Origin of the sequence: Gracilibacillus phocaeensis (assembly GCF_900626275.1) — a bacterium.
In the GTDB taxonomy this organism is placed as follows: Bacteria; Bacillota; Bacilli; order Bacillales; family Amphibacillaceae; genus Gracilibacillus; species Gracilibacillus timonensis.
Genome location: NZ_LR131145.1, coordinates 530,685 through 555,490 on the forward strand (window position 1 = coordinate 530,685; position 24,806 = coordinate 555,490).

The 24,806-nt window shown below is 34.7% G+C and carries 19 protein-coding genes; all 19 read right to left on the minus strand.

From position 1 onward, the window contains the following. Nucleotides 1-993: 993 nt before the first annotated feature. The 19 genes from E0E32_RS18635 to E0E32_RS18725 all read right to left on the minus strand — a co-directional run bounded on the left by E0E32_RS18635 (nucleotide 994) and on the right by E0E32_RS18725 (nucleotide 24,749). Nucleotides 994-2,010 carry a GDP-mannose 4,6-dehydratase gene (locus E0E32_RS18635; RefSeq protein ID WP_130860455.1) on the minus strand — a complete coding sequence of 339 codons (1,017 nt, stop codon included), beginning with the start codon at nucleotides 2,008-2,010 and terminating at the stop codon, nucleotides 994-996. Beyond that, complete coding sequence (locus E0E32_RS18640; RefSeq protein ID WP_130860456.1) at nucleotides 2,007-3,359, minus strand: UDP-glucose dehydrogenase family protein; 1,353 nt, start codon at nucleotides 3,357-3,359, stop codon at nucleotides 2,007-2,009. The genes E0E32_RS18635 and E0E32_RS18640 overlap by 4 nt, the downstream gene beginning before the upstream one ends. 54 nt (nucleotides 3,360-3,413) lie before the next feature. Continuing rightward, complete coding sequence (locus E0E32_RS18645; protein ID WP_130860457.1) at nucleotides 3,414-4,505, minus strand: polysaccharide pyruvyl transferase family protein; 1,092 nt, start codon at nucleotides 4,503-4,505, stop codon at nucleotides 3,414-3,416. Then, complete coding sequence (locus E0E32_RS18650) at nucleotides 4,474-5,886, minus strand: lipid II flippase MurJ (protein ID WP_130860458.1); 1,413 nt, start codon at nucleotides 5,884-5,886, stop codon at nucleotides 4,474-4,476. Before E0E32_RS18650 ends, E0E32_RS18645 begins: the two co-directional genes overlap by 32 nt. A gap of 47 nt (nucleotides 5,887-5,933) precedes the next feature. After that, nucleotides 5,934-7,139 carry an O-antigen ligase family protein gene (locus tag E0E32_RS18655; RefSeq protein ID WP_165445081.1) on the minus strand — a complete coding sequence of 402 codons (1,206 nt, stop codon included), beginning with the start codon at nucleotides 7,137-7,139 and terminating at the stop codon, nucleotides 5,934-5,936. Between the two features lie 16 nt (nucleotides 7,140-7,155). Continuing rightward, on the minus strand, nucleotides 7,156-8,307 hold the full coding sequence (locus E0E32_RS18660; protein WP_130860460.1) for a glycosyltransferase family 4 protein: 1,152 nt from the start codon (nucleotides 8,305-8,307) through the stop codon (nucleotides 7,156-7,158). Nucleotides 8,308-8,340: 33 nt separating this feature from the next. Then, nucleotides 8,341-9,276 (minus strand): glycosyltransferase family 2 protein, encoded by a 936-nt coding sequence (locus tag E0E32_RS18665; RefSeq protein WP_130860461.1) that lies wholly within the window; start codon nucleotides 9,274-9,276, stop codon nucleotides 8,341-8,343. A gap of 96 nt (nucleotides 9,277-9,372) precedes the next feature. After that, nucleotides 9,373-10,188: a glycosyltransferase gene (locus tag E0E32_RS18670; protein WP_130860462.1), complete on the minus strand. Its 816-nt coding sequence runs from the start codon at nucleotides 10,186-10,188 to the stop codon at nucleotides 9,373-9,375. A gap of 91 nt (nucleotides 10,189-10,279) precedes the next feature. Next, a complete protein-coding gene (locus E0E32_RS18675; RefSeq protein WP_130860463.1) occupies nucleotides 10,280-11,179 on the minus strand; it encodes an ATP-grasp fold amidoligase family protein in 900 nt (299 codons plus the stop codon). A gap of 54 nt (nucleotides 11,180-11,233) precedes the next feature. Next, nucleotides 11,234-12,088: an NAD-dependent epimerase/dehydratase family protein gene (locus E0E32_RS18680; protein ID WP_130860464.1), complete on the minus strand. Its 855-nt coding sequence runs from the start codon at nucleotides 12,086-12,088 to the stop codon at nucleotides 11,234-11,236. Further along, nucleotides 12,085-12,717, minus strand: a complete 633-nt coding sequence (locus tag E0E32_RS18685) for a sugar transferase (RefSeq protein WP_130860465.1) — start codon at nucleotides 12,715-12,717, stop codon at nucleotides 12,085-12,087. The genes E0E32_RS18680 and E0E32_RS18685 overlap by 4 nt, the downstream gene beginning before the upstream one ends. A gap of 29 nt (nucleotides 12,718-12,746) precedes the next feature. Next, on the minus strand, nucleotides 12,747-14,564 hold the full coding sequence (locus E0E32_RS18690) for a polysaccharide biosynthesis protein (protein WP_130860466.1): 1,818 nt from the start codon (nucleotides 14,562-14,564) through the stop codon (nucleotides 12,747-12,749). A 16-nt stretch (nucleotides 14,565-14,580) separates the two neighbouring features. After that, nucleotides 14,581-15,465, minus strand: a complete 885-nt coding sequence (galU, locus tag E0E32_RS18695) for a UTP--glucose-1-phosphate uridylyltransferase GalU (protein ID WP_130860467.1) — start codon at nucleotides 15,463-15,465, stop codon at nucleotides 14,581-14,583. Between the two features lie 151 nt (nucleotides 15,466-15,616). Next, nucleotides 15,617-16,384, minus strand: a complete 768-nt coding sequence (locus E0E32_RS18700; protein WP_130860468.1) for a tyrosine-protein phosphatase — start codon at nucleotides 16,382-16,384, stop codon at nucleotides 15,617-15,619. Nucleotides 16,385-16,617: 233 nt separating this feature from the next. Further along, on the minus strand, nucleotides 16,618-17,310 hold the full coding sequence (locus E0E32_RS18705; RefSeq protein ID WP_130860469.1) for a CpsD/CapB family tyrosine-protein kinase: 693 nt from the start codon (nucleotides 17,308-17,310) through the stop codon (nucleotides 16,618-16,620). Then, nucleotides 17,282-18,049, minus strand: a complete 768-nt coding sequence (locus tag E0E32_RS18710; RefSeq protein WP_130860470.1) for a YveK family protein — start codon at nucleotides 18,047-18,049, stop codon at nucleotides 17,282-17,284. Before E0E32_RS18710 ends, E0E32_RS18705 begins: the two co-directional genes overlap by 29 nt. Before the next feature lie 191 nt (nucleotides 18,050-18,240). Continuing rightward, nucleotides 18,241-19,359, minus strand: a complete 1,119-nt coding sequence (gene wecB / locus E0E32_RS18715; RefSeq protein WP_130860471.1) for a non-hydrolyzing UDP-N-acetylglucosamine 2-epimerase — start codon at nucleotides 19,357-19,359, stop codon at nucleotides 18,241-18,243. A gap of 209 nt (nucleotides 19,360-19,568) precedes the next feature. After that, nucleotides 19,569-22,772, minus strand: a complete 3,204-nt coding sequence (locus E0E32_RS22715) for an SH3 domain-containing protein (RefSeq protein ID WP_286171998.1) — start codon at nucleotides 22,770-22,772, stop codon at nucleotides 19,569-19,571. A 264-nt stretch (nucleotides 22,773-23,036) separates the two neighbouring features. Then, complete coding sequence (locus E0E32_RS18725; protein ID WP_130860472.1) at nucleotides 23,037-24,749, minus strand: heparinase II/III domain-containing protein; 1,713 nt, start codon at nucleotides 24,747-24,749, stop codon at nucleotides 23,037-23,039. Nucleotides 24,750-24,806 lie beyond the last annotated feature (57 nt).

Genomic DNA, 24,806 nt, shown 5'->3' on the forward strand with positions numbered 1-24,806 from the left:
GCTATTGATTCTGTGAGTACGGCGGAAGATGATTACGGTCACTAAAATGTACCACTTAGCATTATTACCTTCTGTATAATTAATCAAGCACGCCTATTGCATAGCATTTATTATACAGGAAGGTATTTTTATAATTCATTAACAGACTTAAACGAACACCTGCTAAAGCAGGTGGGTTTGGACATAAATGTCGGTGACTAAAATCGCTTTTCAGGCCGAAGTCCTGCTCAAAGTCATTAAGCTGAAGCATATTCAAAATAAGACTGAACTCACTCTTCAATTTTGAATATATCGTCTTTATTTTCATTGAATTGATTAGCTATATAATTTCTCTAATTCTTTGCTTTTCTCTTTGTTCTACAATGACTACTGAGTACGGCGGACGATTTTTACCACTTGTGCAATCTTTTTTACCACTTATTGCAAAGTTCTTTACCATATATAAAGAGACAAGCCAATACAGTAGAACCAGCTGTTCATTCATGATATAGCAGCGATTCCACCACCCTTGACCTTGTTTGTGTCCGTGGTAGTGATTTAATGCCGGATGGAAAAAAAGCAGCCTTTAGGGCTTCATCCGCTCAAATAGCGTACCACGGACAATCACTTCTAAGTTCCGCTGACAGAGTTCAGTGATCACTAAGAAGTAGCACGACGATCAAGGGCAAGCAGTTAACACTGTGGTTGGTAAGTGCTTATTCTTCAGTGGTAAAGGCTTCCGCAACAGGTGGTAAAACTCTCCGCATTTAGTGGTAAAAAAATTGTAAGGCTGGTGCGTATTTAATGCCGTATTCAGACTACTTCTTTATGAGAAATAATCAACACCTCTAACAACATATTATTTACTACCTAATGACACGAAATATACCGTCTATTGTAGGTTGATTCAAAATAAAAATCATTTAACCATCTCTATTAAAAATACACATGATCATGTATTCATGTTGGTTTCTGAAAAAGCAGCCGAACCCAAATATTCGACTGCTTCCTTTTCTACTCCTCCACCCCATAATACCTCACATACCAATCCGTAAACCGCTGCAATCCTTCCTGAATCGAAGTCTGCGGCTTAAAGCCAATAGCTGCCTGCAGCTTATCAGTAGAAGCATAGGTTGCCGGTACATCACCTGGTTTAATGGGTTCGAATTGTTTTTCGAAGGTCATTTCTTTTCCTAATGAGTTACTCATGCATTTCTCTAATGTTTCGATAAAGGTCATTAATTTCTCTGGTTGGTTATTGCCGATGTTGTATACCTCGTGTTTCACATTTCCGGTTGGGAGATGCGAGATTAAACGCTCGATTCCTTCAACGATATCGTCAATATAGGTGAAATCACGATAGAGATCATTATCGAAGTCACCATTATTATAGATTTGGATTGGCTCATTATTCACAAATTTATTGGTGAAACCATAATAGGCCATGTCTGGTCTACCCATTGGACCATAGACGGTGAAAAAACGCAAGCCGGTTGCCGGAATATCATATAGATGGCTATAGGTATGGGCCATTAATTCATTCGATTTCTTGGTGGACGCATATAAGGATACTGGGTTGTCCACAAAATCCGTTTCTTCAAATGGTACCTTCTTATTAGCCCCATACACTGAGCTGGAAGAGGCATAAATTAGGTGCTCTACTGGATAATGTCGGCATGCTTCTAAGATGTTGTAGAAACCGTTTATGTTGCTTTGGATGTAGACGTCTGGGTTCTCAATGGAATACCGTACACCAGCCTGTGCAGCAAGATTTACGACAACTGTTGGCTTATATGTCTCAAATAGGTCAAAGATCTTTTCTTTGTCTGCTAAATCGGCCTTTATAAAAGTAAATTGTTCATATGGCTCTAGTAATTCTAAACGAGTTTCTTTTAGTTTGACATCATAATAATCATTCATATTATCAAGACCTATAACGGTTTTGCCTTGATCCAACAGTTTCTTAGAAAGATAGTATCCGATAAATCCTGCTGCGCCGGTGATTAGATGTACTTGCTCTTGATTACTCAAACACTTTCCACTCCTTTTTTCGTCCCGGCACTTACTGACCGCCCTACAGAGTAGTACTCCACTCGTTCATTCGTCATCGTATCTACATCATATAGATTCCGACCATCATAAACTAATGGTGTACGCATAAGTTCTGTAAATTGCTTCGGTGAAATAGCTTTTATCTCTCCCCATTCGGTAAAGACAAAGCATACATTGGCATCTTGTAACGCCTCTTCAGGTTTAGATACATAGGTAATGTTCCCTTGTCCATGTGCTCCTTTAGGATGCAATTTAGCAAAGTTATCTGCTCCTACTGGGTCGTAGGCATAAATATCGGCACCTTCGTCAAGCAGTAATGGGATATTTTCTAAAGAAGGAGCTTCACGTAAATCATCTGTACCTGGTTTGAAGGTTAATCCAAGCACTGCCACTTTCAGTCCGTTAAAAGTGATTAGGCGGTCGCTCGCTTTATGAAACAATCGTGTTTTCTGTGCATTATTGACGTCAATAGCAGCTTTTACAGTACGTAATTCATAACCATTTTGCTTAGCAATATATTCTAATGCCTTGGTGTCCTTTGGAAAACAAGATCCACCATAGCCGATACCTGCATTTAAGAACTTACTGCCAATTCGATCATCATAACTCATACCCTCTGCGACATCTTGAATATCTGCTCCTACTTTTTCACATAGATTCGCAATATCATTCATATAGGAAATCTTTAAGGCTAGAAAATCATTAGAGGCATATTTGATCATTTCTGCCGATCTGCGATTAACAGAGACAATCGGAATACCAAATGGCTGATAGATTTCTGTTAGTACCTTTTCTGCCCATTCGCTTTCTGTTCCAATTACAATACGGTCTGCTTCCAATGTATTCTTCACCGCTGACCCCTGAGCAAGAAATTCTGGATTAGACGCTACTTCTACTCTTACCGCATTAATCAGAAAGTCATTGATAAATTGCTCTACTTTATCATTTGTCCCCACTGGAACAGTTGATTTAACGACCACTAGACAATCCTGTTCAATGGATTCTGCTACTTGCCTTGCTACCGTAGCGATAAAAGACATATCTGCTGAGCCATCCGCTCGTTCTGGTGTCCCAACACCGATAAATACCGCTTCTGCATTTTTGTAAGCTGCTTGATAATCAGTAGTGAAATGCAACCTCCCTGCAGCGATATTTTTTTGCATTAATTCTTCTAAACCTGCTTCATAGATGGGTGAAATGCCTTTGCGCATAGTTTCTACTTTGGCTTCATCTATGTCTACACATGTAACATCATGTCCGTTTTCTGCCATACATACGCCGGTGACTAGGCCGACGTAGCCTGTGCCGGCTACTGATATTTTTTTCATTTGATATTCTCCTCTCAAATATAATTGATATTAAAAATAACAATTGTAATTATTTTAATTTATAAAATTTAAAATTTCCTCTTTACATTTTAAAGCTTCTTGATTAAGTTTTTCTTTTATAGTTAGTGTATCCTCATCCCAGTATTCATCTTTAATAAACTTTTCAATTCGAGCTTCAATTGTATTATCCACTTCACTTAACTCACAAAAAAATTCCTCTTTGTTGATTTGTTTATAAAACCTTTTTGTTTTTTGGTGAGCTGCAATCCCAAAAGCTTTTGTGCCCATAGTATATGCTGTAATACCAACATGCAATTTTGTTGTTATTACAGCATCTAGCATACTTAATAACGCACTTGTTTCCCAAATATTTTTGTGACGATAAATCAAGGGACTCTCTTTAAATAGACTAACTAGTTTATTTAAAGCTTCTTCTTGTACCTTTGAATTTCGTTTATCAGCTATAAGAACAGGTATTACTGATTTTTTATTGACGATTTTTGCCAAAGATTCAATAATACAATTGATTTGAGTAGAATAATTACTATCATTTGGTGAAACACCTACATGAATACCTAAATAAAATTTATTTTCATCTCGATTAATATATTTTTTTACTTTTTTTATAACATCTTCATTTAAATCATCGTTCCTTAAGCTTAATACTACATCTGCAGCTATACTTAACTTTTCCTCCTTAACTCCATACTTAAGTAAATAATTATATGACTCTATATCTCTTACAATTGTTTTTTTAGCAGTATTACAAATTTGAACAACTTTTATTCTTGTAAAAAGATTTGTAATAGGTCCTGCCCCTATACCACATATTAAATATTCTTTTCCTTTTTTATTGAATATTTTAGCAGGTATATGATGTTTTTTTCGAAAAAAATTAATACCCCATTTTATCGTTTTATGGTTTGGCTCTCCAAAATACCCGCCGCCAGTATAAATGAGTTTTTCACTATTTTGTAAAGCGTTAATACCCTTATCAGACGAAGAGTTAATCTGCTCTCTATAAACATTTACAGCAAAGGGTAAAGCAACTTCAAAACCCTCATTTTGTAACCATTTTGCTTGAATTGCTATTAGTAGTTCATCTCCAAAATTTTCATTTTCGTAAGCTCCGTGTAATGAAATCACTAATTAACACACGCCTTTCCTTATATTCTATGAATGTAATTATCACGATCCAAATAAAAATAGATAACATCAAACCGTATATCGGTATTATATCCGGTATAATACTTATAACTAATAACATTATTATTGTAGCAATTATATTGGATTTTATAGATTTTATTATACTCAGCTTCAATTTACTTTTTGTTTGAATATATATAATCCCTACTAAAGCAATAACTACATTACTTAGAGTTGTGGCAAATGCTGCACCTTCTATTCCATATTGAGGTATACAAATAAAGTTCAATACTATATTTAAAAACCCTGAAAAGACTGAAATCCAATATGATATATTTTCCATACTTATCGAGACCAATAATTTACTTGTGATTTCTTGTAAGGGTCTGAATATTGACCCTGCTAATAGAATTACTAGAACATAAGAAGCCTCTTGAAATTCTTCTCCAAAAAAGGATAATATATACTCTGAATACATTAAAGTTAAAACAAAGGCTGGAATCGGAATTAGCAACGAAACTGCAATGGTTATATTACTGAATTTTTCTATTTTATTAAAGTCTTTAATCGAAGCCCATTTGCTAAAATAAGGAAACAAAACATTGATTATTGATTTACCAATCATCAGAAGAGCTGTAGAAATTTGCCATGCTAATTGATACAAACCAACAAAATAATCACCTAAGAAATAATTAATCATCCATATATCGATATAGCTAAAAGTTATTGCTCTTAACTCTAAAATACTATTATAACGTAGCAACCTTATAAGTTCTTTAGTTATAACCATCGAAGGTTTACACCAAACAATTTTTATATTCAATACTTTTTTCAAACTAACTACTGCAATCAGTAGTTCCACTACCACTTTAGCTACTAAGACTACTTCTATAGAGTCAACAAAAAACAATAAAATAATTGTTAAAATTCTAAATAAAAAATCTCTTTGAAATTGTAATTTTGAAAAAAGGCTAAAATTCAAATTTGACTTTATTATTGGGTAAGTGAAATTTATTAAATTTCCAAAAGCTATTGAAAAAATCAAAGCACTATTTGAATGATCTATCCCTATGTAATCATTTATCCATTCTGAGAATATTACCAAAATTAATATAACAATAGTTAATAACCCAAGATTTATTATCAGCGCAGAAGATAAGTAAACACCTTTATTGATTCCTTTTTCACTCAACTTTTTCTCTAATGTGAAAAACAAACCTAATTTAGCTAACACTAAACCAAAAGCTTGTATGGAGATAAAAAGATACATTGCTCCAAGGAAACTAGCTCCCTGCCAATGAGCAATAATAAAAGAAAATAAGAGAGCATTAATTTTCAAACCAAAATTACTAACAAATAAATGTAATATATTTTTTAGCATTACTTAACAAAACTCCTCGAAACTATATAATTCGATATTTTTTGCTCTCATAATAATAAACTATCGGTCTTCTTTAATTGGGTTTTATCAGAACCAATATATATGGTGAATATCATTATAAGTCCTAGCCAGAAAAATTTATATTCCATTATGTCATTGCCTCCGCTAAATAACAAAATACAAATCGCCAGAAAAATACCAGTATAAAAATAATTTATATTAATAATTTTTTTAACCCTAATAAATAAATAAATAAAAAATAATAATAATACAACTAATCCTAAAATACCACCCTCTACAAAGCTGGCTACATATGTATTGTGTGCCGGTCTTCCAACTATATCTCGATAAGTCATGAATCCTGTTCCCCACAACATCGGTGCACTTTCTATACCTTCAATCCAAATATCCATTCGTCCCGTCGTTACATCGTTTATATTATCATCTAACAATTGATCCAACCTACTAATATCGGCAAAATCAACATTAAAATCATCTAAAAAAATCTTCAAACTAAAAAATACGATAATAGCCAACAACAAAGCAATTGAACTTAATTTTAAAGTTTTCTTGGTTTTCTCAATAATTGAAACTTTATTAGTCTTTATACCAAATATTAAAACAGCCACTAAAGCAACAAAAACACAAATAAACGCTGTTTTACTTTGAATTAATAGCAAAGTAACAAAAAATAAACTAGAGATAACAGTATAAATTATTCTTCCCTTTTTCTCGTTAAACAAAGAGAAGGTAAATGCAATCCCTACAAAAAAAAAACCGCCTATAACATTCGGATTCATATCTCTCTCAATAGTAGTTAATCTTGTACCTCCATATCCCATAGTTCCATTAAACAGTAAATATAAACACATTATTGCAATACCAAAATAGGAAGCTTTAATGAAAAAAGATACTTTCAAATCACAAAACTTCAAAATGTTAATTAGTGACAATATCACTAAAATATAATACACGAATGTAATTATACGATTTATTGGTATTTGATATGTAAATATCAAAGGAAGTAGCCCAATTAAACATAGTAATACAAGCAGCATAATTTCTTTAGGTATAAAGAGCTCTTTTTTTAATAACAGCACAAATAGGAATAAAATAACAATTATCACTGATAATATTGTAGAAAGACCTAGCCCCATTAAATATCTTCCAGTGATAAAATCTAAAGGAATGGTAAATAAATATAAACTAATTACCATATTACTTATCCTTGATAAAAAACTACTTTTTTTCATAGCAACACCTTCTCTATTACAAATCCTCGTAAAGATCATTATATTCTTTAGCGATAGCATTCAACGCGAATTTCTCAACAGCAACTCTTCGAGAATGATTCGCGAATTTATTTATTTTGTTAAAGTCGTTAACTAATAAATGAATTTTTTCAGCTAATTCATGAGGGTTATTTTTTTGTACCAAGAACCCATTCTTGTTATCATCCACGATATCTCTTGAACCACCAATATCTGTAGAAATTAATGCTAAACCAGATGCTGCTGCCTCTAATAGTACATTAGGCAAACCTTCAGAATATGAAGGTAATACAAATATATTCGATATTTTCATATATTCATTAATATTTTCTACATTCCCCATAAAGTATATATCAATATTAGGGTTCATATTCAATTGTTCAATTCTTTCTTCAAAATTAATATTTTCTAAAATTGGTCCACAAAAAATAAATGTGTAACTCATATTGTCATTGTCACTTGAATTTTCTAAGGCCTCCAATAAGTTGTGAATACCTTTTCTTTTATTAATTGCTCCAGCAAATAATAAAATAGGTTTGTTATCAGTTTCTATACCTAATTGCAATTTTAAGCTTGCTTTACTGTGTTCAACAAGTGGTTTGAACTTCTCTGTATCGACTCCATTAGGAATTCGTAATATTTTTGTTTTTTTAGATGCTATTTTCTTTAAATTATTTGAAATTTCTTCACTTATTGCTACAAAGTTGTCTACATTAGAAAGTAATAGATGTCGGAGTTTTCTATTTAGTCTGATTAACCCTTTTGAATTTCCTAACTCTCTTTTACTCAGTTCATCTTGAGCTACTTTTACAATTAATTTTTTTGAGAAAATTTTACTTACAATATTTGCTGATATTGCTTCAGGGCCTGCTTTAATACAATGAATTATTGAATATTTTTTTTTATTCTTCAGTAACCAAAAGCATACTCTTAAACTAAAAAGATAAATAGAAATGCCTTTATGATTTTTGTTCAACGGTATTATATCTAAATTTTCCTGTTTTTCTACAATTGATGATGGGTGCATCGTTAAAAGAGTTATATGTAAACTCTTAGCATCTATTTTATCTAAAATTGACTTTAACTGCTTACCATATCCAGAATATTGTGGAGGATACTTATAACAAATAATCACGATATTTTTTTTCACTAAAATACTCCTTATGCGTCAAATTTATTAATATTACTTTTTTAGTGACCTGAGTTTCAGCATCATGTCATAATTTAAAAAAGAAAGGAAATAAGTTATCAAGGCACGCATTGTTGCTTTATTTTCCCAATGCTGTTTCAAATAAACTCTTGCCTGCTTAGAATTTCCATTACGTAAACTTTGGTTTGCGAGAAACATTATATTTGATTGACGATGTTTGAATCTTATACTATCTCCGGACAATTTGTATAATTCACTATACTTTTCATTGATATGTTTAACTGCTTCAATATATTTATTAATATCATCTGAAATTTGGTTAGTTGAACTAAAGTTAAAATATTTTAATAGTGGCTTTGAAACAACACCTATTTTAGTTTGTTGGCAAATCCGTATCCACAAATCATAATCTTGTTGAGCACGTAAAGTCTCGTCAAAATATCCACTTAAATTTAGTATGTTTTTCTTTACCATTACACTTGAAGTAGATCCAATACAATTGGAAACCAATATTTCTTGTGATAGATCACCTGATTTATTCGCATTCGTATTATAGACAATGTTCTTATCAATATATATAATTTCCGCACCTGTATAAACTAACCCAACATCCTTATTTTTGTTGAATTCTTCCATTTGTAATTCGATTTTTTCTTCTAACCACTGATCATCATCATCTAAAAAAGCAACATACTCTCCTTTGGCATTTTTAATTCCGAAGTTCCTTGCAACATTACCATTTATATGTTTTTTTTGATTTATTAAGTGTAAGCGGTTGTCATCATAGGTCGATATTAATTTTGCTAGTTCTTTAGAATACTCATCATTTGGTTCATTATCGTTAACTACTAACAGCTCTATTTTTTTATAAGTTTGAGCTAACACACTGTCAATAGCATCTTTTAACTTCTCTGCTCTTCTATACGTTGGAGTTACTACACTCACTAAACCTTTACTTTGTGTATTCATATCAATTCCTCATTTTTCATTTTTTCGCTCGATCAATTATTAACAATAAAAAAATCAAATAGAATTACGTATAGCTATTAAAAATATAAATTGTAGTTAACTTCTTCTAGGGTCAACATTTTTTAATAAATTATTTATTGGCTTTCGAATCCTATATGGCAATATGCCTTTTAAAAAAGCAATAATAATTCCTATATATGCGATCAAGGAGGCGTTAATTTTTTTAGCACCTTTAAAACCCATTTTCGCCTGTTGAAATTGAACTTTAATATTATTTTTTTTGAAATATTCATCAGTAACTCTATAAAGTAACAGTGATTCGGAAAGATTAGCAAATCTCAAACCTATTTCTTGGCATCGAAACCATAAATCATAATCTTGACGTCGCCTTAATTTTCTATCGTATGATCCTGCTTTTTGTATTGCTTCTTTTTTAAACAAGACTGTTGGGTGTATAAATGGACAAGTCCAGATAAGTTTTGCTATTTCCTCATGTGTAACGGGAACCTTTCTTAATTCTAATTCTTGTCCATCTTCATTTATATCAGTTACAAAAGACCCAACAATATCAGTGTCTGTATTTTCTTTTATATAATTATACTGTTTCTCTAACCGATTAACTTTTGATATATCGTCTGCGTCCATTCGTGCAATCAATTCAGTTTTAGCAATATTTATACCTTCTGCTAAATTATAGCTTAATCCTTTATTTTCTTTGTTTGATATTACTCTGATACGACTATCTCGTTTTTCATAATCTGCTATTATTTTACTGGTATTATCCGTAGAGGCATCATCAATAATTAAAAATTCAAAGTCTTCGAAAGTTTGATTTAAAACACTTTCTATACTCTCAGCTAGGTATTTCTCATCATTATATACACTCATTAATACTGTTATGTTTTGGGACATTGCTAATTCTCCTCATGAGTTTATTACCTTTTCTATGTTAAAATTTAGTTGCTGCGTTACTATAAAGTCAAACAAACACTGTAGATTAATTTTAATTATTCACTGTGTCTGGAAGAATTAGCATTCCACCTAAGTCATAATCAAAACCATCTGGAGTAAACTGCATGCAACCACTCCATGGGTAGAAAGTTATTTCTCCAAAATACACCTTACCTTCGATTTCATAAAAATCCACTCTTACAAATGGAAAATCAGCAGCAATCGCTTCAGCTACTTCTTTCATATATTTAAATTCTTTTGGCTTTGGTATTTTCATATCCATATTCGGACAATCCGCCCGAACCTCCAACAGTTCCCAATTTGAATCATAGAAATTACGCCTATGTCCTGAATATCTATCTACATCACACCAAACCACTTTAACTTTCCCATTAAAACACATGAATTTATAATCATTGAGTTCCCCTGTTTTATTTGTGTTATCCACTAATAGCTCTTCTACAACTATTTTAGGCTTAATATTTTTATATGCCCACTCTCTTCCCATTAATACCGTATTTACGTTGTTCCATTTTTCCACTTCTTTTTTCAAGATTTGTTTATTCACTTTATGTTTGTCCTTGACAAACATATTAGTTCCAGAACCTTTATTTGATTTAACAACAAAGCTATCTGGTAATTTATCGAAATCTATTTCGTTAAAAGAGTCACAAACTTGGTATGATTTAACTAGAATATTTTCATAGCCTTTTCTTTTCATATAATCTTTAACTAGATGTTTGTCAGCGCAAATAGTCATCAGACTATTTCTATAGTTTAATTTATACCACTGAATTTTTTCTGTAAATCTTTTTGGTTCTTTTAGATTGGGCTTTCTTTTTAAAGTAGCAATATATTGAATTTTTATTATTTGCTTATCTGATAAAAACTTAAAAATAAAATTCATTATTCCTTTAATCAAAGAATTATTAACAATTTTTTTTAATGTCATAAGATCCTCCAAAAAACATAAGTGTGCACTTTTTGTTATTATATAAAAGGGAATTCAAGAACTTTCAGTAGAAATAATTGACTCTTTTAAGCTTTTTAATTGATATTTGCTTTTATAATTACTTAAGTTCTTACTATAAAATAAATCCCCAAATACTTTATTTATAATATTTACTTTATTAACCAAGTAATTGAGGGGAAGGTTACCAGCTTTAGTTAATCTAATTCTCTTCCCGTGTACTTCACCAATCAGTCTTACCATTTCACTGGTCTTTACATATTCTTCATTTTGCGGAAAGAATAACCCTCTATCATCATTATTAATTAAAAGCTTAATAAATTCGGATAAATTATCTATATGCAACATACTTCTTTTATTCTCTATATCAGGAAAAACAGGAGATATCTTAGCTAACTTCGCAAGCTTCGGATAATTCCCTTTCGAATTCTTCCCATAAATCATAGGCGGCCGAACAATTGCTATATTGAATGGATCGTTTTGAAGTGGCAAAATTCCTTTTTCTGCTTCTAGTTTACTTTTTCCATAAAAATTAGCCGGGTTAGGAACTGTACCTCTTGTTATTACCCCACCCTCAATTTTATCACCATACACAATAATACTACTCATAAAGACAAACTGGCTTATACCATCTTGTTTAGCCTTCTCAGCAACTCCAATTGTTAAATCTCTATTCACACGATAATATAATTCCTCTTGTTTAGTATCTGTAGAAACATGTGCTATCCCTGCCACATGTAACACCACATCAAACTGAGAAAAATCCATGCCTTCCCACGAGTCATCACGCAAACTAATCTTCGTTATATCAAAGTTTTCGTCATCTTTCACCCATTCTGCAAAAGAATTGCCAACATAACTATTCTGACCAGTGATTAATACTCGCTTCATTTTGACATGTACTCCTTATCATTCTGTCCACTATTACTTTGTGAGGACTTACCTTCCACAACCCCATCACTTTTAACGACACTGACTAATGTGCCAAAGAAACACTTTATATCCATAGCAGGACCTAGACGATCTACATATTCACCATCCAGATTTGCCTTCACATCAATTGGTAGCTCATCTCTGCCATTAATCTGAGCCCAACCAGTTAGTCCTGGTAAAATATCATTTGCCCCGTATTTATCTCTTTCTTCAATTAAATCATATTGATTCCATAAGGCTGGGCGAGGACCGATAATTGCCATTTGGCCTGCCAGAATATTAAAAATCTGCGGCAATTCATCCAAGCTGGTTTTTCTTAAAAATTTACCTACTCTAGTAATATACGCAGCGGGGTTATCCAGCAGATGGGTTGGTGTATCCTTGGGTGTATCAATACGCATGGTTCGGAACTTCAATATATGAAAATGTTTTTTATCAATACCTACTCGCTTTTGTTTAAATAAAATAGGGCCTTTAGAATCTACTTTAATCGCAATAATTAAGATTAATATAATAGGTGATAAGACAATCAAACCTATCAACGATAAGAAGAAGTCTATCACTCTTTTACATTTTATATAGATCATTTTGTCTTACCACCTCTTGTTGAAGTAATCTAGGATGGCTGTCTGTCCATTCTACGTTCTTTAAAGACAATCTCCATCACATTGCTCTTTAGTTCATCGACATCGTAATCATGGAAATGATCAATTAAATCTACGAAAGCTAATCGATCCACATCCACCGTCTTCCCAATATAAATCTTCTCAAAAATAGCTTCCGGGTGTACCTCATCCTCCCCAAGCAATTCTTCATACATCTTTTCCCCAGGTCGGATACCGGAAAATTCAATCGGGATTTCTTCTTCAGTGAAACCGGATAGTTTGATTAGGTTTCTTGCTAAATCGACAATTCTCACGGGTTCTCCCATGTCCAAGACAAAGATTTCGCCGCCTCTTGCTAGCGTTCCAGCTTGAATAACCAATCGGGAAGCCTCCGGAATCGTCATAAAATATCTGGTCATATCCGGATGAGTAACCGTGACTGGACCACCATCTTCAATTTGTTTTCGAAATAATGGAATCACACTCCCACGGCTTCCTAGCACATTGCCAAAGCGTACAGCTACAAATTTTGTTTTGCTTTGTTTTGCCAAATCTTGAATCACCATCTCAGCAATTCGTTTGGTTGCTCCCATAACGTTCGTAGGGTTCACAGCCTTATCAGTAGAAACTAAGACAAAGGTATGAATGCCATATGCATCGGCTGCTTCAGCTACGTTACGGGTGCCAATAACGTTGTTCTTCACTGCTTCATGTGGGTTATATTCCATCAATGGTACATGTTTATGAGCTGCTGCATGATAGATAATTCTTGGCTGGTGCTGCTGAACAATTTCAAATATTCGTTCTCGATCCTGCACATCGGCGATAATCGGGATAATTTCTGTTTCTGAATCCACAATCTTTCGTAATTCCATATCAATCGAATAAATGCTAAATTCCCCATGTCCAACTAAGAGAATCTTAGACGGCGTAAATCTCATTAACTGACGGCAAATTTCCGAACCTATTGATCCACCTGCTCCAGTTACCATAACGGCGTTGCCAGTGACATACTCAGAAATAGAGTTGATGTCTAATTCAACTGGATCACGTCCTAGCACGTCCTCTACATCTACATTTTTCAAGTTACTCACGGATATTTTTCCGGAGACAATATCCTCAATCTTTGGCACCATCTGTACTTTGACATTGGTGCTATTGCAGATCGCAACGATTTCAGATAGTTCGCTGTTGGATAAGGACGGAATCGCTATTACAATATGTTCAATTTCCATATCCTTGACCAATTCGGGTATATGTTTAATATTTCCGGCTACAGGTAAATCATATAACTGCATTTTATGTTTAGCCATATCATCATCGGCGAAAGCTACAGGAAGTAAATCCGTCTGGCTGTGTTCATTTTTTAGTTGGCGGGCAATCATGGCACCTGCCGCTCCTGCACCTACGATTAAAGTGCGTTTTTTCTCTTGGTTATCATGCATATATTGATCACGATAAATTCGCCAGACAAAGCGAGATCCGCCGATTAAAATAATATGTAAAAGCCAAGTCACTAGTAACGCACGCCGTAATAAGGAAAAGTCATTAACAAAGAATTGCACGACGGCGGTAGCAATAATCGTCAGTGTAATCGCCTTGACAATCGCCATCAGTTCCCCAATGCTTGCATAGGACCATACTTTGTGATACAGCCTATAAATAAAGGCAAAGAGATGATGAAACAGGAGCAGGGCAATCGCTGTGATGATCATCACCGAATCACTATCATAATTGGGATAGACGATCCAAGTAGCGATAAAGATGGCTGTACTCACGATCACTGAATCTAGTAATACTAGCAAGCCTATTCGTTGTTTATATCCCATCTGGGCCATCCCTCTCTTATTGTTGTCTTTGTTTCAAGTCTTCTGCCAGTTTTGTGATAATCGCTTGCACGTCTGGGCCGATTTCTTCATTTTCTAAGGCGAATTCAATCGTTGTCTGTATAAAGCCAATTTTCTCGCCAACATCGTATCGTTTGCCTTCAAAGTCATAAGCAAATACGCTTTGTGTTTCATTTAAACGTTGAATCGCATCCGTTAATTGAATTTCACCACCAGCGCCTAACTCTTGGTCCTCTAAATAAGGAAATATCTTTGGTGATAAGACATAACGACCCATAATAGCTAAGTTAGATGGCGCTGTACCAGCTTCTGGTTTTTCAACAAATTGCTTCACAGAATAGCTGTTACCATTCTGCTCATCTGGATCGACAATACCGTAACGATGGGTTTGGTCGTAAGGAACCTGTTGAACACCAATTACGGAACCACCTGTCTCTTCATAATGATCGATTAATTGCTTGAGACACGGTTTTTCCGCTTGGACAATGTCGTCTCCCAAAAGAACAGCGAACGGCTCTTCTCCAATAAATTTGCGGGCACACCAAACAGCGTGACCTAATCCGAGTGGTTCTTTCTGACGTATGTAATGAAGGGTTACCTTTGACGATTGCTTCGTCTTCTCTAACAGCTCAAATTTACCTTTTTTCATTAGATTGTCTTCTAATTCAAAATTGTGATCGAAATGATCCTCTATTGCTCGTTTCCCTTTACCAGTAACAATAATAATGTCCTCAATACCTGAATCGATGGCTTCTTCGACGATATATTGAATAGTCGGCTTATCGACAATCGGAAGCATTTCCTTTGGCATCGCCTTGGTTACGGGTAAAAACCTCGTTCCCAATCCAGCAGCAGGTATGATGGCCTTCCTTACTCGTTTCATCGTAAAACTCCAATCTTCACATGATGTTTTTATTCCAAATATATACCACATGCGCAAATCCCTTTTTATTAAAAAAGGGTTATTTGCTACATGTTTTATTTACATTTCCAATCCAACAATATATTGTATCAACAGACGTAGTTCTTTATAACTAGAAGATACCGAATTTCTTCTTTGTTCTGATTCGTTCAGGCGGTTCGCCGATCACAAGATCTCCATCCATCATATACTGGGCATTCTCCATAAACCAATATACGGCGGAGGCGCCATATTTATGCTTAATTACACTGTAAGCTTCCTGCATCACAAAACCTCTTGATGTAATATTATGGGCATCAGAAGCAATAAAATGGGTAAGATTTGCCTCAATAAGCTGAAGGCTGAATTTCTTAATTTTTTTACCGAAGTTTCCATTTACGCTTGCAGCCGTCACCTGTGTCAAGGTGCCATTACTGACTAAATCATACAAAATATTCGGATTTTCGATTAATTCGCGGTTACGCTCGGGATGTACAATAATCGGCTTAATATCCTTCATTTGTAAATCAAATAGTAGTTGCTCGGTATAACGCGGTACCTGGCCGGATGGAAGCTCCACGAATAAATAACCACTTGTTTCATTCAAAGGCAGAAGGTCACCATTTTCTAAGTCGGTTACCATGTCTCCATAAATACGCGTCTCTTGCCCGGGAAGAATGGTGAGGGGAATATTTTCTGCTTGTAAGGTATCATTTAACTGCTGTACCCCTGCGATAATATCGGTTTTATAATTATTATAGGCACCATTCATATGATGTGGTGTAGCAATAATGGTATTAATACCTTGCGCCACCGCACTCTGGGCCATGCTTATGCTATCAGCCATATGCTTAGCTCCATCATCGATACCTGGTAGAATGTGACAATGAATATCAATCATACTGCGACACCTTCCTTTCTATATAGACTGTTCTGTTTATCTTGCTGCTTTTAGACCGTCTATTAAAACTAATTATAACAAGGCAAAGTGTTGACAACAATAGGTCATAGGTGTACAACCACCTGTGTCTTCAGTAACCAATTCGTCTATATTTCCTGTGTGATTTAGCCTACATGCAGAAAAAAGCCTTTTAGCTCCAATTACTTATCACCAAAAGACTTTTTTTCGACTGACTACGTACCATAATAATAATAATGTCCCTTTTTCTGTTCGCGATCATTCAAGACTACACCTAATAACTTAGCGTTACCCACTTCTAATAATTCCTTTGCCTTTTGTGCAGCGTCGTACTCGGTTTGTTTACTGCGCACCACCATAATCGCACCATCACACATATTGGCAAGGATTTGCGCATCGGTCACGGCTAATACTGGCGGGGTGTCGAATAGGACAATGTCATATTCCAGCTGAGCATTGGCAATCATTGTTTCCATTGCCTTGGATCCTAATAACTCAGACGGATTAGGAGGAATTGGACCACACGTTAATAAATCTAAACCACCCACGTCACTGCTGGTAACGGCATCCTTTAAACTCGTTTCCGCCACTAACACGCTACTTAACCCACGGCGGTTATCAGCACGGAAAGTGTAATGTAAAGTAGGCTTACGCATATCGGCGTCGACCAGCAGCACTTTCTTTCCTTGTTGGGCAAACACAATCGCCAAGTTGGCAGTGGTTGACGATTTCCCCTCAGACGGACCGGAGGAAGTGACTAACATGCTTTTCAATTCGGTATCCACCGACGAGAACTGCAAATTGGTTCGAATCGTCTTGAACTGTTCCGAAATCGGAGAACGCGGGTTCAGTTTCGTAATCAAATGCCGTACATTCTTATTATTGAGCTGTTTTTTTCCTCTGCGCATGAGATGCTCCTCCCTTCTGCTGTCTGTTCTGGTTGGCCGCTTGGCCCATCAATACATCTTTTTCTTCTATATGAGATACAGCACCAAGGATCGGTAAACCAAGCTTGTTTTCCACATCTTGTTCCGTCTTAACGGTATTATCTAAATATTCTAGTAAGAAGGCTAACCCTACACCTATCATACCACCAAGCACGATGGCAATAGCGATATTCAACATGACATTCGGACTTACAGGCGATGGGTTCTCGCCCACTTCGGCCTCTGTCAAGACATTGACATTATTCACATTCATTAGGCCTGGCAATTCTTCTTGGAAGATATTCACCGTTGAATTGGCAATATCGGTAGCAACTTGCGGATCATAGTCGGTGACCGTTAAGGTAACCACTTGTGAATTTTCAGAGCTAGAAACTGATAATTTCTCTGCCAATGCTCCTGGTGAGATGGTTAGATTCATTTCCTCAATTACTTGGTTTAGAATACGATTACTCGTAATAACATCATTGTATGTATTGATAATCTCCACATTGGATCGAATATCATTTAATTCAATGTTGTTGTTTTCTTCATTCGTTTCTTGGCTGACAATAAATTGTGTGCTAGATTCATAGGTTGGTGTTAAGATAAAGATACTAATAATGGCGCTAATCGCAGCAGCACCAACGACTAATAATAGAATTAATAGAAATCGCTTTTTGATAACCTCGAAGATCTCTTTCAGTGATATCGTTTCTTCCATTCTATAGTTACCTCCGCATATTTGTAATCATAAAAAATAGCATGATATGGGAATTGTCCATACCATGCCAAATATTATAACACACTATTTTTCGAATTGTTAGCCAATTTTGTAGATTTTAGAATTTTTTACGGGAATTACGTTTATATTTGTTAATTTCGGGTAATATCTACAGAATAATTTGGAATTTATTATTTATTATTAAAAAAATGGACAATGGCGTTTGCTATTCTACTAGAAGCTTCCCCATCGCCATAAGGATTCGAGGCTTTTGCCATTTGTTCGTGTTTATGCTGGTCGCTTAATATTTCATCAGCCATGTTAAAAATATTTTCCTCATCTGTTCCAGCTAACTTCAATGTACCCGCATCAATTCCTTCAGGTCGTTCTGTGGTATTTCTTAGTACCAATACTGGAACTCCTAAAGATGGGGCTTCTTCTTGAACACCACCTGAGTCCGTTAATATTAAGTGAGCGCGAGAGGCGAAATTATGAAAATCAACTACCCCCAATGGCTCGATTAACTGAATACGATCATCATTTCCTAAGATTTCATTAGCCGTTTCCTGTACAACAGGATTTAAATGCACTGGATATATAACGTGAATATCATCATGCTTTTCCACTAAACGTTTAATGGCGCGGAACATTTGCTGCATATTGTTACCTAAGTTCTCCCTTCGATGTGCTGTCATCAAAACAAGTCTTTTATTACCAATTTCGTCAAGTATCGCACTAGAATAAGTATCATCAACCGTTGTTTTCAATGCATCGATCGCTGTGTTCCCTGTAACAAAAATACGTTCATCAGGTTTGTTCTCATTCAATAAGTTTTGCTTGGATTTTTCAGTTGGCGTAAAATGCAAATCCGCTATGGTACCCGTAAGCTGGCGGTTCATTTCCTCAGGGAATGGTGAGTATTTATCCCAAGTACGCAATCCTGCTTCGACATGACCCACTGCAATCTGATTGTAATAAGCAGCAATGGATGCAGCGAAGGTTGTTGTCGTATCACCGTGGACTAAAACAATATCCGGCTGTGTTTCTTTCATCACCTCGTCCAAACCTTCTAGAACACGTGTTGTAATTTGCGTAAGGGATTGCTGTTTTTTCATAATGTTTAAATCATAATCTGGTGTTACTCCAAATATGTTCATAACCTGATCCAGCATTTCTCTATGTTGGGCTGTTACTGTAACAATCGATTCAAACTCTTCTGTACGTTTATTTAATTCTAAGACAAGTGGTGCCATCTTTATCGCTTCTGGTCTTGTTCCAAAAATGGTCATTACTTTAATCCGTTTTGCCAAGTCTATCACTCCAAATTTGATATTCTTATTCTTTCGTGCTCAAGAATGTCTTTATATGATTATAGCAATCTTTTACGTAATATTAAATATCTAAAAGCACTTTATTTGTGAAATTGAAAACAAACACTGTCTATTGTACAGAAAAAGAGACCCATTTTAGATAGAATAGGCCTCTTATCTCTTATCTCTTATCTCTTATCTCTTATCTCTTATCTCTTAAAGTTTGGTATGTCTAACTGTAAATGAAGCAAGTTTAAAGATTGATAAAGATTATACATGGTCGATACTTGTTTTGATGCCCAGCCAATATCAGTTGCATATTGGTGAGTTGCATAACCATAATCATCCATACCTTCTGGGTTCCAACGCATTTTATACAATGTGTTTTGTCCAGGTTTTACATAATTATTACCGATAAATGTTGCTCCACCTACAATGGCATCATATGGTGTTGTCCATCCTTGCTCATAGGCGAATTTAGCTCCACATTCGACTGGACATTCATCATAGGCTCCTACACCAAACATATTATACACTTTTACACCATTATACATAACACCGTCAGCTAAAGTCGACGTGCCATGACCGGTTTCTAGAATAGCATGCGACATTAAATAAACGTCGTTCACTCCATGTTTTTTACCCGCGTCAATAAATGCCTTTCCTTGTCCAGAAAGTGTTCCTTTTCCAGAAAGATATTGGTTTAATGCGGTGGTAGCAGCATTACTTGATTTAGAAAGATCCAAGAATTGAAATCTTTGTCTCGAATCATTAATAAAATTGTTTGGATCTAAGTAGTATCGTACATCTTCCTCGACCGCATTAACCCATGTTCTGTGATTAAACTCGATTTGATACCAGCCATTTGTTTCTCCTAGTATATTAACCCGTGCACCATTTTGTAACTGACCAACCATTTTGTTTGCAGCAGATGGACCACCGCGCACGTTTAAGGCACTTGCAGTTACACGATTATTCTCAATATATGTCTTAGAAACGTAGGCATAGGCCTGATCAGTTTGTGGGGAAGCGTTCATTTGCATATTTAATGCTTCGTCTAAGGTTAAATTGTAAAGTGTATTAACAACTCCGGAAATATCCACATCCGCCTTATTTACATAACCTACACGATCTAAATAGATAACACGCCACCAATTTCCATAATCAGATGCAATGGAATAAGTAACTCCTTCATCTATGTTCCCCATCGAAACTAAACTACCAGAAGTATTATCATATACTGCTACATTCTTTGTAGGAACTAATTTCTGATCAGTGTTTCTATAAGACTTGTTTGGATTCGGTATTTCACTCGCTGTTGCATAACCTGTTCCCGATTTCCTAACGTATCCGTAAAAATCACCGAATTGCACTCTCCACCAGTTACCATAATCACTTACTATCGAATAGGCTTGTCCTTTTTGTAAAGACCCTACTTTCTCTAGGGCTCCTGAACCCCGATTATCATAGACTGGCAGGTTATTCTGGTGTACTCGGAAATGGTCATCTCCGTTTTTGAACTCTGCTTGCATATCGTCTTTATTAACATAACCTACGCGATCAGCCAATACTATACGCCACCAGTTGCCGTAGTCGGTGGCCATTGAGATTGTTGCGTCTTTTTCAATACTTGCAAATGGCACCAGATTTCCTGATGAATTGTCGTATACTGTTGTTTTTTTCTGTGCTTTCATTTCTCGATCAGTAGACTGATAGTTTTTGTTTTCATTTTTGATAGACTTCCCATTGCTTGTAGAAGTATCAAATTTTCTTATATAACCATAAATATCTCCGAATTGAATGCGATGCCAGTTACCATAGTCGCTAACTCTTTTGTATGTTTGACCCTGTTTCACTTCGCCTATTTTCTTTAAAGGGCCATTACCACGGTTATCATAAATTGCTAGATTCTTTTCTGCCTTAAAATAATCTCCGAATGTTGCATATTTAATATCGCCTTCACTTTTGTGAATATAACCAACGCGATCTAAATAAATAACACGCCACCAATCACCATAATCACTAGCTATAGGAAAAATCGTATTTTCATCTAGCTCCCCAAAAGAAACAAGACTACCTGATGTGTTATCGTATATCGTTACATTTTGATTCGCTTTATATTTATGCTCTGTATTCGAATGGGATTTATTCCAATTTTTAACTTCTGATTTATTTCCTAAGGTTGTATCAGATTTTCTTACATAACCATAAATATCGCCAAATTGCACCCGCCACCAGTTACCATAATCTCTGACGATGGAGTATACTTGATCTTTCTTAAGTTTTCCTACTGGTTTTAGAGGTCCATCACCGCGATTGTCATATACTGCTATATTGGTTTTTGCTTTAAAATGTTTGGGTGAAGAACTAGTTAAAGACTGAGTTTCTTGAAATGCTTGAACAGCACGTTGCTCTTCTTCTTGAATAGTTGATTCCTCAGACTCTGTTTCCTCGTAAACGGATTCTTCTTCCGATGAATTCCCACAATCTGTTTCCTCTTCAATTGATTCTTCCTTCTCTAATGATTGATCAGAGTCTATTTGATCTAGAGTAGATTCCTCTTCCGCTGTTGATTTTTCACAACGCTCTTCGTACTGAGTAGATTCTTCTTTCTCTGTTGATTCTTCAGATTCTGCTTCATCTTGAGTCGATTCATCTTTCTTTGCAGATTCCTCGGATTCTTCTTGAGTAGATTCCTCTCCTTTTAATGATTCCTCAGATTTGGAGTCACCTTGAGTGGTTTTTTCTTTCTCTGTTGATTCTTCAGATTCTGGTTCATCTTGAGCCGATTCATCCTTCTTTGCAGATTCCTCGGATTCTTCTTGAGTAGATTCCTCTCCTTTTAATGATTCCTCAGATTTGGAGTCACCTTGAGTGGTTTTTTCTTCCTCTATTGATTCTTCAGATTCTGATTCACCTTGAGCCGATTCATCCTTCTTTGCAGATTCCTCGGATTCGGATTCTTCTTGAGTAAGTTCCTCTCCTTTTAATGATTCCTCAGATTTGGAGTCACCTTGAGTGGTTTTTTCTTCCTCTATTGATTCTTCAGATTCTGATTCACCTTGAACCGATTCATCCTTCTTTGCAGGTTCCTCGGATTCGGATTCTTCTTGAGTAAGTTCCTCTCCTTTTAATGATTCCTCAGATTTGGAGTCACCTTGAGTGGTTTTTTCTTCCTCTATTGATTCTTCAGATTCTGATTCACCTTGAACCGATTCATCCTTCTTTGCAGGTTCCCCGGACTCGATCTCTTCTGCTGATCCTTCCTTGTTACTATGTAACTCTGTAACGCTGTTCTCTTCTACTTTTTGTAGTACTTCTGCATTTGATTCCAGAGGTGTAACAATTTGTGAAACTATTAGCAATAAGAATGATAGTACAGACAAGTAAAATAAATTACGTTTTTTTATCATCCATTCCCTCCTATCTTGTTAAAAAATAATAGATCTATCACCTATTTTAATTAGGATGATAGATCTATTATAGTACTTTCAATTTAAAGAAACAATCGATAATTTTATGAATTTGATTTTTTCAGTCATTATTCAGCAAATATTTTACCATACTGAAATGAACACAGATTATCTCCATTTTTTTAATTTGAAAATTCTCCTTCAATCCTTCTGAACTTTGTAGTGGTAATAGAAAAAGGAAATAACCCATACCATTTTTACATATTAATTATCTTTGAGCTTAAAAGAAAAGCGACTATTATCTTTACATATAATAGTATATTCATCATTTTGTGCTCTTTTGAGAGTATAATTCTTAACACCATTATTAGAACTGGTATCCAAATTAATTATTGACTTATACTCTATATTATCGCCTTTATTTGAAAATTGTAACTGAGTAATAGCATGTTTCTCATTAAAAGCAGTTGACTGCCATCCTGCAATTGGATCCGTTTCACCTTTATAGTTTTTAAATTCTGTTACATGGTTAACCTGTAACAACTCTATTTGATTATTTTCAATGGTGCTCTTCAGTAATATTTTCTTCTTAGTAACTGGGGTCACTTCAACGTCCTTGCCGATGTTAAATATTTGGCTATACGTGTGCATTTTTGGTGATTCTAATTCATCATGAACCAGGACTGAAGAAAAGTTTTTCAAATGAATTAGTGTTCTTTTCATTTTCACTCCAGGATATAATTCATGAGTTCCTACAACAAAGCTATATTCATTTTTTATACCATATTTAGTGATTCTTGATTTTCCTGCTTGACTAGGTTTAAGCTCATATGATTTTCTATTCATAGTAACAACATTATGCGCAAGCGTACTTCTAAAATACTTACGAAACTCATCTTTTTCTTGATAATTATATTTACCTGAATCAACAAAAAAATCAGTCTTACCTATAGTAAGTAAAACAGATAAATCATCAGCATGTTTATGAGCTAAGGAATGAAAAGCTGCTGTGAAATTGATATATAATGGAATGTTTTTCCCCCATTCATTTCTGAAAATTGCAACTCCATCTTCTCTATACACAATTTCATTTTCTGTTTTTTCACCTTTAGAACCATTTGATCTAACATAAAGTAATTTAGGATTATTAAAATTAAAACCTTTAATAGAAAAGATAGAATCAGGGCCTGAGTCTCCTGTCATTGGGATAATCCCATTTGGTTTTACAACATAAGCAAGATATTCTTCCATTTTATGTATAATCTTATGTAACTCAGGCACTCCCCTATTATAATATGAAAGAAATTCATCAATTTCTCCTAGTAATCTCAACATTAGAATATGGTACGCGGCACTATGTTCTTTATGTACTCCTTCATTAGATACAAATTTTTCAACATAATTCATAAGTCTATCTATCGCTCTTTCATACCATAACTTACTATTATGTAATTCTGGAAAAATTGTTGCTAATTCAATTAGGGCACGATCTTGGTATACACCATGATTATTTCTAAAATTATAATTATCATTATCATAAAGAAATTCTCCATGTCTCTCTAATAATGACATCAACCGTTTCTCAAATTTCTTCTCGTATAGATTTGTATGGATATAATTAGACCAAAAATAGATTATTGCAACAACTCGATTTGCAGTACTATGATCTTTCCAAGCATATTCACTCACAAATTGGGAGTTAATGGAATTATTTTCTTCCCAACTATTAATAATCTCTTTTGCTTTGTCTATATATATCGTTTGTTTTTCATATTCATACGCATTCATTAAATAGTTAACAGGAGATAAACTGTGTAAATAATAACACCAAGTTCGATTATTAAAGGGATCTTGATTCCAATCAATCTCATGTTTAGTCGACACAGCTTCCCATAATGGATGAACAATTAGTTGATCATTAACAATTTGTTTCGCTTGTTCTATAGATTTTTTACTACTTTTATTTTTAAATATCAAAATATTCTCCCCCTAACTTAATTTATATTGTAAACTATTTGTATGATGCTAACAAGA

Coding starts and splice junctions, on each gene's coding strand:
- E0E32_RS18655 (WP_165445081.1), bottom strand. CDS start 7,139: ATGAAAAAAAGTAGTTTTTTATCAAGGATAAGTAATATGGTAATTAGT.
- E0E32_RS22715 (WP_286171998.1), bottom strand. CDS start 22,772: ATGATAAAAAAACGTAATTTATTTTACTTGTCTGTACTATCATTCTTA.
- E0E32_RS18685 (WP_130860465.1), bottom strand. CDS start 12,717: ATGATCTATATAAAATGTAAAAGAGTGATAGACTTCTTCTTATCGTTG.
- E0E32_RS18670 (WP_130860462.1), bottom strand. CDS start 10,188: ATGTCCCAAAACATAACAGTATTAATGAGTGTATATAATGATGAGAAA.
- E0E32_RS18705 (WP_130860469.1), bottom strand. CDS start 17,310: ATGCGCAGAGGAAAAAAACAGCTCAATAATAAGAATGTACGGCATTTG.
- E0E32_RS18675 (WP_130860463.1), bottom strand. CDS start 11,179: ATGACATTAAAAAAAATTGTTAATAATTCTTTGATTAAAGGAATAATG.
- galU (WP_130860467.1), bottom strand. CDS start 15,465: ATGAAACGAGTAAGGAAGGCCATCATACCTGCTGCTGGATTGGGAACG.
- E0E32_RS18700 (WP_130860468.1), bottom strand. CDS start 16,384: ATGATTGATATTCATTGTCACATTCTACCAGGTATCGATGATGGAGCT.
- E0E32_RS18640 (WP_130860456.1), bottom strand. CDS start 3,359: ATGAAAAAAATATCAGTAGCCGGCACAGGCTACGTCGGCCTAGTCACC.
- E0E32_RS18690 (WP_130860466.1), bottom strand. CDS start 14,564: ATGGGATATAAACAACGAATAGGCTTGCTAGTATTACTAGATTCAGTG.
- E0E32_RS18665 (WP_130860461.1), bottom strand. CDS start 9,276: ATGAATACACAAAGTAAAGGTTTAGTGAGTGTAGTAACTCCAACGTAT.
- E0E32_RS18650 (WP_130860458.1), bottom strand. CDS start 5,886: ATGCTAAAAAATATATTACATTTATTTGTTAGTAATTTTGGTTTGAAA.
- E0E32_RS18680 (WP_130860464.1), bottom strand. CDS start 12,088: ATGAAGCGAGTATTAATCACTGGTCAGAATAGTTATGTTGGCAATTCT.
- E0E32_RS18710 (WP_130860470.1), bottom strand. CDS start 18,049: ATGGAAGAAACGATATCACTGAAAGAGATCTTCGAGGTTATCAAAAAG.